We start from the raw sequence: 14,504 nt of genomic DNA on the forward strand, positions 1-14,504 counted from the left end.
CATCGCCACCCGCTACGACAAAACCGCCCAGTCCTACGAAGCAGCCGTCACCCTCGCATCACTCCTGATGTGGGCGTGACATTTGACGACAGAACCTAGCGGCTGACGGACCGCAGGGCGGTCCACTGGAGTGCAGCGAACCCGGCGACGGTGGCCGCCTGGAGCGGTGTCCACACCAGTCCGGCGGTGGTCGGCTCCAGCCAGGCGACCAGGGCGACGACGCTCAGGGCGGCCCACAGGAGGTTGGCGTCGACGACGAGCTTCACGACGGTGGCCGGGGGCTGCGGCCGGCTCGCTAGCCAGCCGACCCCGGCGGCGAACACGACGAGGAACAGGCCGAGTTCGAACAGCAGGCCCGCGTCGATCCCGAGGAGTTCGCCGAGGGGGCGGGAGGCGGCGGCGTAGGCGACGCCGTTGGCCCCGGTGACGACGGCGTCGAGGGCGAGGAAGCGGCGCAGCGCCGTGTGGGTGCGGGTGGCGCGGGCGGGGCCGGCGGACAGGACCTGGGACTGGGACATGGCGGATCACCTTCCGGGGCGTTCGTACCGGACGTTCGTGCCGGGCGTTCGTGCTGGTCGTGGGCCCGGAGCCCGGACGGAGTGCGCCGCCCGGGTCCCGGTACGAACGAGCATGCCGGGCGGCGGGCGGGGGGTCGATGACGTGGGAGGTAATGCGGCCCCCCCTCGTTCGGCGGACATCAGGACACGTCCCCGACCGGGACCGGCTCACGGCTCCGCCGGTCGTTGCGGAGCGCGTACGGGATCTTGAGGCCACGAGCAGCCCGTGGCAGGCTCGTACCGCATGATCGACGACTTCGCGAAGAACAACCTGCACGGAAGACTGCGGCGGGATCGTGCGGCGCTGCTCTGGAAGCTCGACGGCCTGTCCGAATACGACGCGCGCCGGCCTCTGACGGCGACCGGGACCAACCTCCTCGGCCTGGTCAAGCATGTGGCCGGTGTCGAAGCCAGGTACTTCGGCGAGGTCTTCGACCGTCCTTCCCCGGAACCGCTGCCCCGGTGGCAGGACCACGACGGCAGCGATCTGTGGGCGGCCGAGGACGAGACCCGCGATCAGATCGTCGGGTTCTACCGGCGCACGTGGGAGCACTCGGACGCGACGATCGACGCGCTTCCCCTCGACGCCCCCGGCCACGTGCCGTGGTGGCCGGAACCCCATTCCCACACGAACCTGTTCGCCGTCATGGTCCACGTTCTCGGCGAGACCAACCGGCATGCCGGACACGCCGACATCCTGCGCGAAAACGTCGACGGCCGAACCGGGATGCGGCCCGAACACGAGACGCAGATCGACGAGGAAGCCCGTGCGGCCCACTTCGCGAAGATCGAGCGGGCCGCCAGGGCGGCCGTCCCGGCGAGTTCCTGACGCTGTGGCCGGGGCGTTCGGCGGTGGGGGCGGACGCGGGTCCGGCGGGCCGGGCATCGGACGGCGCCGGGCCCGCGTCGAGCCGTTCCCGGGGTCAGCGGACGGATTCGCTCCGGGAGGTGGGCGGCTCCTGAGCGGGGGCGGGGGCGGGGGCCGGGGTCGGGGCGCCGGGTTCGGGTTCGGGCGCGGCGCGGTCGGCGCGGCGGGCCCGGGAGGCCTCGGCCCGCATCAGGGCGTGGAGGACGGCGAACGGATCGACGGGCATGGCGAAACTCCTCGCGGTGCGAAGGGTGGGTGATGGGGGCTGCGGTGAGGTCGGGGCCTCTCAGCAGCGCATCACCACGCACCGGAGGGCGTCCCCGCGCGGAGCGGGTACGGGGGCGGGGAGCGGGCTCCGGCGACGCCTCCGGTGTGCGCGGTTCCGGCGCCGGGGCCCGGTGGGGCGCAGGCCGGTGCGGTGCCGTCGCGTACGGCCCGGGAACCCGGCCTCGGCGGCCTGGTCGTGGGTCTCGCCGACCGGGTCGGGGGCCGGGACCGAGGCCGCTGCGGGAAGCGGGGAGGTGCCGGAGAGCAGGGCCGGGCCCCCGGCGCCGCACAGCGCGGCAAGGACCAGGAGGACGACGACCCAGCGGTGCCGGCCCGGGCGCGCCCGGCGGCCCGCCGGGGCGGCGGGCACTGCGGTCGGCTCGGGCGCGGGGCTCACGGAGATCCGTACTGCCCCGCGCGGGTCCCGGCGCGGCGCCCGGGGCCCGAGATCCGCCCGGGCGGCCTACGCCCGGCCTCCGGGATTCACCGCCCCGGCGGTCACGCCCGGATCAGCGCTTCTCGTCGCGGACGGACGGCCCGTGGAGGGGGCCGGAGACGGGGGTTCCGGCGGGTCCGTCGAGGGGTCCGTCGGCAGGGCCATGGACCGTACCGTCGGCAGAGCCGCGGACTGTGGCGTCGGTCGGGGCACCGCCCGAACCACGGGCTGCTCCGTTGACCGGGGCGGCGGCTGCTCCGTCGGCCAGGGCGTCGGTCGGTTCGTCAACCGGGGCATCGACCGGATCGCCGCCCGAACCGCGGGCTGCTCCGTTGACCGGGGCGTCGGTCGGCGTGTCGGTCGGATCGCCGCCCGAACCGCCGGCCGGGGCACCTACCGGCCCGTCGGCTGCTCCGTCGGCCGGGGCGGCGGCCGGCTGGTCGGCCCGGGCGTCGGCCGGGTCGTCAACCCGGGCGCCGGTCGGCGTGTCGGCCGGTGCACCGGCCGGGCCTCCCTCCGGGGCGCCGGTCCGCCCGTCCGCCGGACGGTGTGGTTCCGGTCGGGACGGGAGTGGTGGAGGCCCCGCCGCCTCCGGCGGTCCCGTCGCCTCCGGGAGTTCCACCGGCGCCTGGAGCCCCACCGGTACCTGTGGGCCCGAGGACTCCCGCAGCCAGCGGCGCAGGACCCGGTGGACCTGCTCCGCGCCGACCAGTTCCTCCCCCTCCCCCACCGGCGGGGAGAGTTCCGGCGGCGAGAGCAGGAAGGGCTCCGACTGCTCGCCGCCGAGGCCGCCGTGCGAGCCGATCTGCTCCTCGAAGGCGTGCACGGCGCCGGTCCCGGGGTCGTACATGGAGTTGACCATGATGTCCGCGACGTGCGGGAAGCCGTCCGTGCGCCGCACGGCCCGCGCCGCGCCCGGTCCGTACACGGCCAGCGGTCCGTCGTCGGTCAGCTCGGCGACCGGGACCTCGGTCCCGTCACCGGCCAGGACCACCGAGCCGTGCTCGGCGCTCGCCACGAGGACGAAGCCGACGCCCGGATGGTGGGCGAGGGTGCGGAGCAGGGCCGGGTGGCGCCGGTCGATCTCCTCCCGGGTCATCCGGTGCGGCACGTCGGGGAAGGAGACGAGGCCGAGGTTGCCGGAGGCGAGGACCACCGGCTCGGAGGGCTTGGCGGGCAGCTCCCGCGCCGTCTCGTCGCCCTCGTCGAGCGGCCGGTGCAGCGCGCTGCGCAGCGCGTCCCTGGCCGCGTCCCGCGCCTCCGAACCGCTGCGGGTGCGCCGTACCCGGCGCGGCACGGGCAGCCCGCACCCGGCCCTCACCAGGTCCTTGAGCGTCAGGCCGTACACCGCCTCGAAGGTCTCGCCGGGGCTCTGCCCGTGGTCGGAGAGGAGCACGATCCGGTACGGGCGCGGGGCGTGCCCGGCGACGTCCGCGATCAGCGCGATCGCGCGGTCGAGGCGGCGCAGGACCTGGTCGGCGTCCCGGCCGTGCGGGCCGGAGTGGTGGGCCACCTCGTCGTACGCCACGAGGTCGGCGTAGACGGCGGTCCGGCCCGCCAGCATGTCCCCCATCACGGCCGCGACCACCACGTCCCGCTCCACGACCGTCGCGAAGGCGCGGACGAAGGGGTACGTGCCGCCGCGCGAGATCCTGGGGGTCTCGCGGCGCAGCCGGGCCCGCGTCGACTGGCACACCTCGCGGACGCACTCGGTGACGAACGACCCGGCGGTGCGGACCGTGTTGGCCGGGTCGGAGAAGTACGCGAAGTAGCCGGCCCGTGAGCGGTTGCGCCGGCCTCGGCGGGCGGCCACCGACAGGACCAGGGCGACCTGTTCGGCGCCGCCGCTGAAGAGGTTGCCCCGGGAGGCCCCGTCGTAGGAGAGGAGCCCGCCGTCGCCGGTGCGGCGCACCGCCCGCCGCTGGAGTTCGACGGCACTGGCCGGGCGGTTGGACACCATGAGCCGGCCGGTGTCCTTCTCGTACCAGCGGAAGGCGGGCACGTCCTCGTTGGAGCCGTGCAGGATGCCGAGCTGGCTGGCGCCGGTCTGGCTGGACCAGTCGGTGCGCCAGGGGGTGAGCCGGTGTCCGGCCTCCAGCCAGGCGGCGACGGTCGGCATGAGTCCGGCGGCGACGGCGTCGCGCAGCACGCGGTGGCCGACGCCGTCGAGCTGGAGGAAGACGGTGCCGGGGACGGCGTCCGCCGGGTCGCCGGGGGCGCGGGCCCGGGTGCGGCCGGTGAGCCGGTAGAGGCGGCGCCGGTAGGCGTCGTCGTCGCGGACGGCGAGGGCCGTGGAGGTGGCGGAGGCGACGGCGGACATGACGGCCGCGACCACGACGGCGGTCTCGGGGTCGGCGGCGCCGCGCCCGTCGGGGGTGACCCAGAGGGCGACGAGCAGCAGCGAGCCGTTGAGGAAGAAGCCGAGCAGGCCGAGGACGAGGGCCGGGACGAGCAGCAGGGCCCGTACGAGGAGGGGCCACACGAGCGCGCCGAGCAGGCCGAAGGCGCCGGCCGCCCAGGCGGCGGTGATCGCGGTGCGGGTGAGGCTGTCCCCGTCGGGGGACTGCAGCTGGAAGGCGGGGAGCAGTCCCGCGAGGAGGAGCAGGGTGAGCGTGGACACCGCCCAGACCGCGATCACGCGCCCCAGCGCGCCTCCCGCGGCCCGCCAGCCCCCGGCGACCCGCCGGTCGCTCCCGGACCGCCGCCCCGTCTCCGACCGCCGGCGGTCGGCGCCGCCCCCTCGCCCGTCACCCACGCCCGCCTCGCCTTTCAGCCGTTCCTGCCCCAAGCGTGTCACAACGCCCACGGCGGGACCGGAGGAAGGCGGGCGGGGCCCGGCGGGGTCAGGAGCCGTCGTACCCGGCGGTGGGCATCGAGAGCCGCCGGTGCACCCCGGCCTTGGCCGCCGCGTCGTACACCGGTTCGTCGGGACAGACCGTCTCCAGGCGCACCCCGCGCCGCTCGCACTCGGCGCGGAAGCCGGACACGGAGGTCAGCGCGCGGCCGAGGACCCGTTCGCTGGCCGCGACGAAGAGGTCGACCGCGCCGGCCTCCACGTCCGCCCACAGTGCCTCGTGGTCGGGCCGGATGCCGTAGAACAGCAGCTGGCGGGCGATCACGTACCCGTTGTCCTCGGCCCAGCGCGCGCACACCGCGTGCTGGGCGCGCGTGTCGACGAGGAAGGGTTCGCTGTCGAGCTCTTCGAGCGGGGTGAGGCTGGCGATCGCCGCCACCCGAACGTCGTCCATGGAGGGACCCTACTGCGGGAAGGTGCGGCCGAACATCCTCCGGCGCCCGCTCTGGACATCTACCCTCGTTACGGGGGTACGGCAGGGTACGAGGGCACGGAGCGGCCCGGAAACGGGCCGGAGACGGACGGAAGGCGGCACGCGGTGGAGGTCACCTGGTGGGGTCACGCGACCTGCACGGTCGAGGACTCCGGGGTCCGCTTCCTCACCGATCCGCTGTTCGCACGGCGGCTCGCCCACCTGCGGCGCCGCCGCGGCGCCCCGCCGCCGCCCGAGGCCGCGTCCGCCGAGGCGGTCCTCGTCTCGCACCTGCACTCCGACCACCTGCACCTGCCGTCGCTCGCGCGGCTCGCGCCCGGGACGCGGCTCCTGGTGCCGCGCGGGGCCCCCGCCGCCGTGCCGGGGCTGCGCCGGCTGGAGCGGGCCGGGCTGCGGCTCACCGAAGTGGCGGCGGGCGACGAGGTGACCGTGGAGGGCGTGACGGTACGGGCCGTCCCGGCGCTCCACGACGGGCGGCGGCTGCCCGTGGGGCCGCACCGGGCGCCCGCGCTCGGGTACGTCGTCGAGGGCGAGGCGCGGACGTACTTCGCCGGGGACACCGGCCTCTTCGACGGCATGGCGGAGGCGGTGGGCCCGGTGGACGTGGCGCTGCTCCCGGTCGGCGGCTGGGGCCCGTACCTGGGGCCGGGCCATCTGGACGCGGGCCGGGCGGCCGAGGCGCTCGCGGAGCTGTCCCCGGCGGCGGCGGTGCCGGTGCACTACGGCACGTACTGGCCGATCGGGCTCGACGGGGTCCGGCCGCACGAGTTCCACTCCCCGGGGGACGAGTTCGTGCGGCACGCGGCGCGCCTGGCGCCGAAGGTGGCGGTGCACCGGCTGGGGCACGGCGAGCGGGTGCGGCCGGAGGTCGCCCGGTGAGCGACGGGATCGCCCGGTTCGCCGAGGTGGTGGGCGAGCTGCCGCCGGAGTCCACGCAGCAGGCGGTCGGCTATCCCTCGCTGTTCCTGCTCGTGGCGCTCGGCGCGCTGGTGCCGGTGGTGCCGACGGGCGCGATCGTCAGTTCGGCGGCGGTGGTGGCCTTCCACCAGACCTCGCCGCTGTCGCTGCTCTTCGTCTTCCTGGTGGCGGCGTTCGCCGCGTGCCTCGGGGACGCGGCGCTGTACTGGCTGGGGCGGCGCGGGGTGCACTCCGACAAGGGCTCGCGGTGGCTGGCCGCGCTGGAGGGCCGGGCCCCGCCCGAGCGGCTGGCGCACGCGCGGGAGCGGCTCGACGCGCACCAGGTGTCGGTGCTCGTCCTGTCCCGGCTCGTGCCGGCGGGGCGGATCCCGGTGATGCTGGCGTGCCTGCTCGCGGAGATGCCGCTGCGCCGTTTCGTCCGGGGGGACGCGGCGGCCTGCCTGGCGTGGGCGGCGACGTACCAGCTGATCGGGATCCTGGGCGGTTCGCTCTTCCCGGAGCCCTGGCAGGGGGTCGTGGCGGCGGTGGCCCTGACGGTGCTGATCAGCGCGGTTCCGGCGCTGTGGCGGCGGGTGCGGGGGACGCGCTCCGGAGCGCCCGCCTCCGGAGCTCCGGCTTCCGGAGGACCTGCCTCCGGAGCCCCGGCCCCTGAAACCCCGGCCTCCGGGGCGCCGGGCGGGTCACGGCACGAGCACCCGTGAGCCGCCGATCGGCAGGTCCCACAGGTCCTCGCGGGCGAGGCCGGCCTTCTCCCAGGCGGCTCTGACCCGGGTGAGGGGTTCGAGGACGGGCTCGCAGGAGAGCACGAAGGTGGCCCAGTGCATGGGCGCCATCCGCCGGGCCCCCAGGTCCTGATGGGCGCGGACGGCCTCCTCGGGGTCGGTGTGGACGTCGCGGAGCCACCAGCGCGGGTCGTAGGCGCCGATCGGGAGCAGCGCCAGGTCGATGCCCGGGTGGCGGCGGCCGATCTCGGCGAACCAGTGGCCGTATCCGGTGTCCCCGGCGAAGTACACGCGGTGTCCGGAGCGGTCGGTGAGCACCCAGCCGCCCCACAGGGAGCGGCAGGTGTCCAGGAGGGTGCGCTTGGACCAGTGGTGGGCGGGGACGAAGTCGAAGCGGACGCCGCCGAGTTCGGCCGCCTCCCACCAGTCGAGTTCGGTGACGCGGGTGAACCGGCGGCGGGTGAACCAGCGGCCGAGGCCTGCCGGGACGAAGACGGGGGTGTCGCGGGGCAGCCGTTTCAGGGTGGGGGCGTCGAGGTGGTCGAAGTGGTTGTGGCTGATGACGACGGCGTCGACGCGCGGCAGGTCCTCCCAGCGGACCCCGACGGGGGTGAGCCGGGCGGGGGTGCCGAGGATGCGGCGGGACCAGACCGGGTCGGTGAGGACGGTGAGGCCGCCGATCCGCACCACCCAGCTGGCGTGTCCGGCCCAGGTGACGGCGAGGGTGTCGGGCCCGGCGGGCGGGACCGGGCCGGGCTCGAAGGGGAGCAGGGGGACGTCCCGGAGCCCTTCGGGGCGGGGGCGCACGGCTCCTTCGCGGGCGAGGCGGGCCATGGACCGGACGCCGGGGAGGGGGGTGGTGAGCCGGTCGGCGAAGGTGCGGGGCCAGTCGTACCGCAGCCGTCCGACGGGCTGGAGGGCGGGTGCGGGGGCCGTGGCACGGTCGGTCTCGTACGGGGCGGCTGCCGTCCGTTCGGTCATCTGCGGGCTCCGTTCCGCTCGGCGCTTCATGGCGGGCTCGTGGGGCGTCGGCGGGCGGCCGGGGTCACCGGAGTTCCTCCAGCGCCGCGCCGAAGTCCGCGAGGGCCCGGGCCACCCGGGGAAGCTCCGGGGGGTCCTCGGCCCCCAGGGCCTCGGTCCGCTCCTCCCCCGTGGTTCCCAGGAACATGCGCGTGCCGAAGCGGACCCGGAGGGCGCCCAGTTCGTCGCCGAAGCGGTGACCGCCGGCCGCGGGGGCGCCGAGCCGTTCGGTGAGGAGGGACTCCAGTTCCAGGGAGTCGGTGACGCCCCGGGCGGGGAGGCCGTCCCGCAGCGGTCCGAGGTCGGCGTAGAGGTGGCGGCCGGCCTGCGGGGGCAGGGAGAGCGCTCCGGCGGCGAGGACGGCGCGGTGGGCGGCTCCGGCGAGGCGGCCGTGGACGGCGGCGGCGCGGCGGGCCGGTGCGGTGACGTCCTCGGGTTCGTCGAGGGCGTGGGCGAGGGCGGGTGCCAGGGGGCCGGGGACGACGGAGCCGAGGGCGGTGAGGACGTCGAGGACGCGGGCGCGGGGGTCGGTCCAGCGGTCGGCGCGGGAGGGGTCGGTGGGCGGGAAGCGGGCGACGGCGCAGGGCCAGGCGGCGGGGGTGAGCGCGCCGCCGAGGTCGCTGAGGACGGTGACGTCGTCGGGGCACATCTCGGCGGGGCTGACGAGGACGGTGCCGTGCGGGTCGTGGCGGGTGTCGCGCCAGGTCTCGTCGCTGACGACGTGGAGTCCTTCGGCGACGGCGGCCTCGCAGGCCTCGCGGACGAGTTCGGGCGGGGCGACGGTGCCGGTGGGGTCGTCGGCGACGGAGAGCAGCAGGACGCGGGGGTGGCCGCCCTCGGCGCGGACGCGCCGGACGGTCTCCAGGAGGGCGTACGGGTCGGGGACGCCGCCGCACTCGGCGGGGGTGGGCACGTGGTACGCGGGGCGGCCGAGGAGCCGGGCCTGCGGGGCCCACCAGGCGGGGCAGGGCCGGGGCAGCAGGAGGTCGCCGCCGTGGGCGGCTATGAGGGCCAGGAGGAGGGCGGGGGCGCCGGGGGCGGCGACCACGTCCTCGGGGTGGGTGCGCAGGCCCCGGCGCCACCAGTGTCCGGCGGCGGCCTCGCGCAGGACGGGGCCGCCGCCGGGCGGCTCGGGGTCGGTGCGTCCGGCGGCGGCGGAGAGGAGGCCGGCGAGCACGGGCGGGACGGGCAGGCCGGTGTCGGGGGCGGGGGGACCGTAGCGCACCGGGCCGCGCCCTTCCGGAGCCTTCTGCGGCATGTCCCGTACCTCCTGAGCGCACGGGGGCGCCGGGCACGGCACCCTCGTGCCCTTTATACGGAGGTTCGGACGGTTCCGCCGCTTCTGGGGGCGGTCCGAGGGACGGGCGCCTGCCCGGGGCGGTTCGCGCCCCGGGGAGGGGTGCCCGCCCCGGGGCGGTTCGCGGCCCGGGGGAAGGCGTCGCTCCGGGACGGGCTCAGGCGACGGTGACGGGGTGGCGTACAGCCGCGCCGAACAGGTAGCCCTGGGTGTTGTGGACGGCCCGCTCGGGCTGGGTGTTCCCGGCGGCGTCGGTGGCGCGGGAGAGCAGGGTGGCCTGCCCGGGGCGGTCCGGGCGCCAGGGGGCGCTCCAGCGGACCCAGCCGTCGCGCCGGGGGACGTCGTGGAGCTGGGCCGGGCGCCAGTGGGCGCCGCCGTCGGTGGAGACCTCCACCTTCCGCACGGGGGCGAGGGCGGACCAGGCGCGGCCGGTCAGCCGGTGGACGCGCCCGGCCTCCAGGGTGGCCCCGAGGGGGAGCTGGTAGCCGGACTTGAGGGTCTGGCGCCCGAGCGGGGCGCTGCCGCCCTCGGGGTGGGCCTCGCCGAAGAGGCGGTACCAGTCGGTGGACCAGGGCGAGGCCAGGGGGCGGGTGGAGACCTCGATGTCGCCGAGCCACTTGACGGAGGCGATGCCGATCCAGGAGGGCACGACGAGCCGGACCGGGTGCCCGTGGTCGTACGGAAGGGGCTCGCCGTTCATCTCGTACGCGAGGATCACGTCGTCCAGGGCCTTGGCGAGCGGCAGCGGGCGGCGCACCCGGCCGTAGTCGACGCCGCCGGAGACGTACGGGTCGTCGAGGCCGCGCGGCTGGACGGCGACGGCGTCGCGGGCGAGTCCGGCGCGCCGGAGCACGTCGGCGAGGCGGACGCCGCGCCAGCGGGCGGCCCCGACGGCGCCCAGGGTCCAGGCGGTGCCGCTGACGGCCTCGCCCTGCTGGCTCGTGTAGAAGCCGCGGCCGTTGCCGGCGCACTCGATGAGGGCCGTACGGGTGACGGACGGCAGGTCGCGCAGCTGCCCGTAGGTGAGGTGGAAGGGGCGGCGGCCGTGGAGCCCGTCGCCCCAGAGCGTCAGGCGCCAGTCGCGGGCGTCGAGGACGGGGGTGGAGGTGTGGTTGCGGACGAAGAAGCGGTCGGCGGGGGTGAGGTACCCGGTGTCCGCGAAGGCGTCGAACCGGGCCTCGGCGTTGGTGCCCCGGACGGTGAAGTGCTCGGCGGGGAGCGCCTTGACGATCCCGGGCGCGGCGGGCCCCGCCGCGGCCGCGTGCGCGGGGGCCGCGGCGGCGAGCCCGCCGAGGGCGGAGACCGCAGGGCTCGCGGCGAGCAGCTTCAGGAGGGAGCGGCGGGCGGGCACGGGCGAGTACGGCACGGGTCTCCTCGGCGGAAGGAAGGGGGAGGGCCGAACGGGCGGCGCGCCGATCCTAGGGGCACGGGACGCGTTCGAACGGTCCGTTCACAGGCCTGTCACAGAGGGCCTGCGGGGCCTGGCAGACGTGAGGGCGCTTTCCGGTGAGGACCGGAGAATGCAAGGTCGGCGGAGAGGGGCCGGGCGCGGGACGCGCGGCACGCCGATCCGTGCGGCGCTCCCCGCGGACCCGGTCGCCTCCGCCGCCGTGCACGGCCGCTCCGGCGGTCGGCCCTTGGAGGAACTCCTTTGCCGACGCGCCCTGTCGAGGTGGACCTCTGTCCACAATTCAAGACATGGGTCTCACCATTCGGCCGTGGCGCATACCGTGAGGGCATCCGCCCACACCGAGGGAGCCGGTTCCATGACGCACGCCTCCACACCGCCCGCGGCCCACGAGACCGCCGTCTACACGCACGGCCACCACGAGTCGGTCCTGCGCTCGCACAGCTGGCGGACCGCCGTCAACTCCGCCGCCTACCTGCTGCCCGCGCTGCGGGCGGGGCTGGACGTCCTGGACGTGGGCTGCGGGCCCGGCACCATCACCGCCGACCTGGCCGCCCTTGTCGCGCCGGGCCGCGTGACCGGGGTCGACGCCGCCGAGGACGTCCTGGTGAAGGCCCGCGCCGTCGCGGACGGACGCGGCCTGGAGAACGTCCGGTTCGCCGTGGCCGACGTCCACGCCCTGGACTTCCCCGACGACTCCTTCGACGTCGTCCACGCCCACCAGGTGCTCCAGCACGTCGGGGACCCGGTCGCCGCACTGCGCGAGATGCGGCGGGTGTGCCGCCCCGGCGGGATCGTCGCGGCCCGGGACAGCGACTACGGGGCCTTCGCCTGGTTCCCCGAACTGCCCGTCCTGGACGGGTGGCTGGAGCTGTACCACCGGGTGGCGCGCGCCAACGGCGGCGAACCGGACGCGGGCCGGCGCCTGTACTCCTGGGCCCGGCGGGCCGGCTTCACGGACGTCACGGCGACCGCCGGGACCTGGTGCTTCGCCACCCCCGGGGAGCGGGCCTGGTGGAGCGGCCTGTGGGCGGACCGCACGACCGCCTCCGGCTACGCGGACCTGGCCGTCTCCGGCGGCCACGCGACCGCCGGGGAGCTGGCGGCGATCGCGGAGGCCTGGCGGGAGTGGGGCGGGCGGGAGGACGCGTGGTTCATGGTCCCGCACGGGGAGATCCTGTGCCGGGTGGCGTGATCCCCCCTCACGGGTTCGGGCGCATCCGGAACTCGTAGGCGTCCGGCAGGGGTTCGTCGGTGGTGCGCGCCCAGAGCTCGCCGAGCACCTCGGCGCCCTCGCCCAGGTCCGCCACTTCGAAGCCCTCGTCGAAGACGGCACGGGCCGCGTCCGGGCGGCCCTCCGCGAGGAGGATCCGGACCTCCAGGAGCCGGAACGCTCCCCTCCCCCGTACCCCGTCGGGAAGGCGGGCCCAGAGCTGCCGGGCCCGGTCGGTCCGGCCGGCGTCGAGCAGCGCCGTCACGGCCTCGCGGCCGAGGGCGGCGGCCACCGCCTCCCCTTCCTCGGAGACGGCGTGGCCCGCGTGGTCGGCGAAGGCCTCGGCGAACCGTTCGGCGGCCCGCTCCGCGTGCCCGTCCTCCCGGTCGGCCACGGCCAGGCAGTACAGCAGCGGCCAGGAGACCCCGGCCCCGCGCAGTCCCCGCTCCCAGCTCCGTACCGCCTGGGCTCGGTCCCCGGCGTGCCACTGGGCGATGCCGAGGTGGTACTCGGTGGCGGGGTCGGCCGGGGCGGTCTCCAGCATGTCCCGCCAGGGGGCGGAGACGAGCGGCGCACCGGGCCCGGCACCCTTCGCCGGGGGCGGCAGGACGCCGGTGCGCAGGAGTGCGCGCCACGGCTCCTGCGCCGGGCCGAGCGTCGACTCGGGGAAGGGCGTGCCGGGCAGCTCGTACCCCCCGCGCAGGACTTCGAGGGCGCCCCAGCCGGAGCCGGCCGCGAGGACCGTCTCCGGCTCGCCGTCGGCGGCGTGCTCCCGCCAGGCGGTGTACGCGGCGTCGACGGCGGCCCGGGGCAGGGCGCCGTCCAGGGCGCGTTCGGCGTCCGCGCGGACCGCCGCCCAGTCGTCACCGAGTACGGCGGCGGGATCGGCGGCGAGCGGACCGTACGCCTCCAGCCAGCTGAACTCCTCCCCGCCCGCCAGCTCCAGGTGCTCCAGCTGGGTGCGGGCGAGTCCGGCCTGGATCTCGGCGTAGCCGGGGGTGCCGGGTTCGGTCAGCCACTCCTGCCAGCGGCGGCCGCCGCGCCCGGTGCCCCAGACGAAGAGCTTGCGGCCGCGCAGGGCGTCGGTGGAGGTCTGGACGAGCCCGGTGCCGTCCGCGCCGAGGGCGGCGATCCAGGGCCGCCGCCCCTCCGGGAGGTCGTAGAACCAGTCGGCGGCGTGGGTGCTGTTCAGGGGGTACGAGCGGTCGGTGCCGGTGTCGTCGGCGGGTACGGACACGCGGTCCAGGCCCCGCTCGTAGCCGTGGTGCCAGGCCTCGTCGGCGGGCGCGAGGATCCGCCGGTCCTCGGGGACGGCGGTGTTGGACCACCAGTAGACGGGGGCGGGGCGCTCGTGGGGGTTGCGTATCCGGACGCCGACGCGGAGGAAGTCGGAGCCCTCCGGGAGCCACAGGTCGACCTGGAACGGCAGGTCGCGCAGCCGCTCCCACTCCCAGAGGCGGAGCATCGGGCCGCCGTCGGGCGCGCGGACGGCCGCCGCGTGGAGGGGCGAGCAGGAGAGGGCGCCGTGGCCGGTGGCGCCGGTGTTCCACTCGACGCCGCCGGCGAACCAGGCGCCGTTGAGGGCGAAGGCGGCGGGCTGGAGGACGGGGTTGCGGTGGACCAGCTCGCGGCCGGTGGGCTTGTGGTGGAGGGAGTGGATCCGGCCGCCGAGGCCGGGCAGGACGGTGACCCGGAGCCGGTCGTTCTCGATCACGAGCGCGTCGAGGTCCGCGGGGGCCCGGTCGCGGCCGTAGCCGTCGCGCACGGGGACGGGCAGGAGGCTGCGCAGCGGCGCCCGGCCGATGCCCCGGGCCATGTCGCGCGGGAGCCCGGCGAGGGTCCGCGCGTCGACGGCGTGCGCCCCGGCGCGGGCGGGCGCGCGCAGGGCGGGAAGCGGGTTGTCCGGTCCCAACGGGGCCGCGGGCAGCGTCAGTACGGCACGTCGTACGGTCGTCATCGCCCCATGGAACACGGTGGGGTCCGTCCTGACCAGGGGCTCTCGGCGTCGGGCTCCGGGCAGGCCAGACGGGCGGGGCGGCCGGATATTCCGGGCGGCGCGGGGGCCCGCCGTCGTACGGTGACGGGTCGGCGCGCCGCCGTGGCGGGCCGGGCAGCAGTGGCACCAGAGGCACAGGGAGTACGGGGAATGGGCACGCAGCACACCTACCGGGTCATCGTGCGCGGCACGTTCGACGGCCTGTCGGAGGAGAGCCGGTCCCGGCTGCTCGCCGAGGCGGACGACCACGGGCTCGCGGCGATGCAGTTCACGGAGGAGGGCTCGCTGGCCTACGACCGGACGCTGAAGCACTTCTCGTACCGTCTGGTCGTCGTCTCCGACGCCGAGGACGGCGAGGAGATGGCGGGCGCGCTCGCGGAGGACCGGGTGGAGACGGCGCTCAGGGCGCTCGGCCACGGCTACAAGGGGCTGCGCTCGACCGTGACGGACCTCGACACGATGAAGATCAACCGCAAGCGCTGAGGCCGTCGCGCGGTCACGCCCCGGGTCCGGGC

At 76.6% G+C, this 14,504-nt stretch carries 13 protein-coding genes and 1 pseudogene; 5 read left to right on the top strand and 9 right to left on the bottom strand.

What is annotated here, in order from left to right; genetic code table 11:
* Positions 1 to 95 precede the first annotated feature (95 nt).
* Positions 96 to 518: a hypothetical protein gene (locus OO47_RS21950; protein WP_030218258.1), complete on the bottom strand. Its 423-nt coding sequence runs from the start codon at positions 516 to 518 to the stop codon at positions 96 to 98.
* A gap of 283 nt (positions 519 to 801) precedes the next feature.
* On the opposite strand from OO47_RS21950, the gene OO47_RS21955 reads away from it, so the two are divergent.
* The gene (locus tag OO47_RS21955; protein ID WP_030218266.1) at positions 802 to 1,386 is read left to right on the top strand and encodes a DinB family protein; all 585 of its coding nucleotides are present in this window, start codon (positions 802 to 804) and stop codon (positions 1,384 to 1,386) included.
* 94 nt (positions 1,387 to 1,480) lie between these two features.
* Here the strand turns inward: OO47_RS21955 and OO47_RS36955 are convergent, their stop codons facing one another.
* The 4 genes and pseudogenes from OO47_RS36955 to OO47_RS21970 form a co-directional block, all read right to left on the bottom strand.
* The gene (locus OO47_RS36955; protein WP_158708686.1) at positions 1,481 to 1,651 is read right to left on the bottom strand and encodes a hypothetical protein; all 171 of its coding nucleotides are present in this window, start codon (positions 1,649 to 1,651) and stop codon (positions 1,481 to 1,483) included.
* 60 nt (positions 1,652 to 1,711) lie between these two features.
* Complete coding sequence (locus tag OO47_RS21960; protein WP_030218269.1) at positions 1,712 to 2,089, bottom strand: hypothetical protein; 378 nt, start codon at positions 2,087 to 2,089, stop codon at positions 1,712 to 1,714.
* Between the two features lie 669 nt (positions 2,090 to 2,758).
* Positions 2,759 to 4,766 (bottom strand): annotated as a pseudogene (locus tag OO47_RS21965) (phage holin family protein); the annotation flags it as partial.
* Positions 4,767 to 4,971: 205 nt separating this feature from the next.
* Positions 4,972 to 5,376 carry a recombinase family protein gene (locus OO47_RS21970; protein ID WP_030218275.1) on the bottom strand — a complete coding sequence of 135 codons (405 nt, stop codon included), beginning with the start codon at positions 5,374 to 5,376 and terminating at the stop codon, positions 4,972 to 4,974.
* A 144-nt stretch (positions 5,377 to 5,520) separates the two neighbouring features.
* On the opposite strand from OO47_RS21970, the gene OO47_RS21975 reads away from it, so the two are divergent.
* Entirely contained in the window at positions 5,521 to 6,294 is a 774-nt protein-coding gene (locus tag OO47_RS21975; RefSeq protein ID WP_030218276.1) for an MBL fold metallo-hydrolase, read from the top strand.
* Positions 6,291 to 7,034: a DedA family protein gene (locus OO47_RS21980; protein WP_078489805.1), complete on the top strand. Its 744-nt coding sequence runs from the start codon at positions 6,291 to 6,293 to the stop codon at positions 7,032 to 7,034. The genes OO47_RS21975 and OO47_RS21980 overlap by 4 nt, the downstream gene beginning before the upstream one ends.
* On the opposite strand, the gene OO47_RS21985 is transcribed toward OO47_RS21980, so the two are convergent.
* The 3 genes from OO47_RS21985 to OO47_RS21995 all read right to left on the bottom strand — a co-directional run bounded on the left by OO47_RS21985 (position 7,014) and on the right by OO47_RS21995 (position 10,738).
* Positions 7,014 to 8,036, bottom strand: coding sequence for an MBL fold metallo-hydrolase (locus OO47_RS21985; RefSeq protein ID WP_033209944.1), 1,023 nt, complete (start codon positions 8,034 to 8,036; stop codon positions 7,014 to 7,016). The genes OO47_RS21980 and OO47_RS21985 overlap by 21 nt on opposite strands.
* Positions 8,037 to 8,100: 64 nt before the next feature.
* Positions 8,101 to 9,333 (bottom strand): aminotransferase class I/II-fold pyridoxal phosphate-dependent enzyme, encoded by a 1,233-nt coding sequence (locus OO47_RS21990; RefSeq protein WP_030218283.1) that lies wholly within the window; start codon positions 9,331 to 9,333, stop codon positions 8,101 to 8,103.
* A 196-nt stretch (positions 9,334 to 9,529) separates the two neighbouring features.
* Positions 9,530 to 10,738: a sulfite oxidase gene (locus OO47_RS21995; RefSeq protein ID WP_030218286.1), complete on the bottom strand. Its 1,209-nt coding sequence runs from the start codon at positions 10,736 to 10,738 to the stop codon at positions 9,530 to 9,532.
* A gap of 400 nt (positions 10,739 to 11,138) precedes the next feature.
* Between OO47_RS21995 and OO47_RS22000 the strand changes: the two genes are divergently transcribed.
* Positions 11,139 to 11,975 (top strand): class I SAM-dependent methyltransferase, encoded by an 837-nt coding sequence (locus OO47_RS22000; protein WP_030218289.1) that lies wholly within the window; start codon positions 11,139 to 11,141, stop codon positions 11,973 to 11,975.
* Between the two features lie 7 nt (positions 11,976 to 11,982).
* Here the strand turns inward: OO47_RS22000 and OO47_RS22005 are convergent, their stop codons facing one another.
* Entirely contained in the window at positions 11,983 to 13,950 is a 1,968-nt protein-coding gene (locus OO47_RS22005; protein WP_030218292.1) for a DUF5107 domain-containing protein, read from the bottom strand.
* 189 nt (positions 13,951 to 14,139) lie between these two features.
* Here OO47_RS22005 and OO47_RS22010 point away from each other — a divergent pair, with 189 nt between their 5' ends.
* Positions 14,140 to 14,472, top strand: coding sequence for a DUF6204 family protein (locus OO47_RS22010; protein WP_030218298.1), 333 nt, complete (start codon positions 14,140 to 14,142; stop codon positions 14,470 to 14,472).
* Positions 14,473 to 14,504: the final 32 nt, after the last annotated feature.

The organism is Streptomyces bikiniensis, assembly GCF_000716625.1.
Classification (GTDB): Bacteria; Actinomycetota; Actinomycetes; order Streptomycetales; family Streptomycetaceae; genus Streptomyces; species Streptomyces bikiniensis.

Bases quoted from the DNA above. Each gene is read 5' to 3' on its own strand.
- OO47_RS21950 (WP_030218258.1), bottom strand. From the start codon at position 518: ATGTCCCAGTCCCAGGTCCTGTCCGCCGGCCCCGCCCGCGCCACCCGC.
- OO47_RS21955 (WP_030218266.1), top strand. From the start codon at position 802: ATGATCGACGACTTCGCGAAGAACAACCTGCACGGAAGACTGCGGCGG.
- OO47_RS36955 (WP_158708686.1), bottom strand. From the start codon at position 1,651: ATGCCCGTCGATCCGTTCGCCGTCCTCCACGCCCTGATGCGGGCCGAG.
- OO47_RS21970 (WP_030218275.1), bottom strand. From the start codon at position 5,376: ATGGACGACGTTCGGGTGGCGGCGATCGCCAGCCTCACCCCGCTCGAA.
- OO47_RS21985 (WP_033209944.1), bottom strand. From the start codon at position 8,036: ATGACCGAACGGACGGCAGCCGCCCCGTACGAGACCGACCGTGCCACG.
- OO47_RS21990 (WP_030218283.1), bottom strand. From the start codon at position 9,333: ATGCCGCAGAAGGCTCCGGAAGGGCGCGGCCCGGTGCGCTACGGTCCC.
- OO47_RS22000 (WP_030218289.1), top strand. From the start codon at position 11,139: ATGACGCACGCCTCCACACCGCCCGCGGCCCACGAGACCGCCGTCTAC.
- OO47_RS22005 (WP_030218292.1), bottom strand. From the start codon at position 13,950: ATGACGACCGTACGACGTGCCGTACTGACGCTGCCCGCGGCCCCGTTG.
- OO47_RS22010 (WP_030218298.1), top strand. From the start codon at position 14,140: ATGGGCACGCAGCACACCTACCGGGTCATCGTGCGCGGCACGTTCGAC.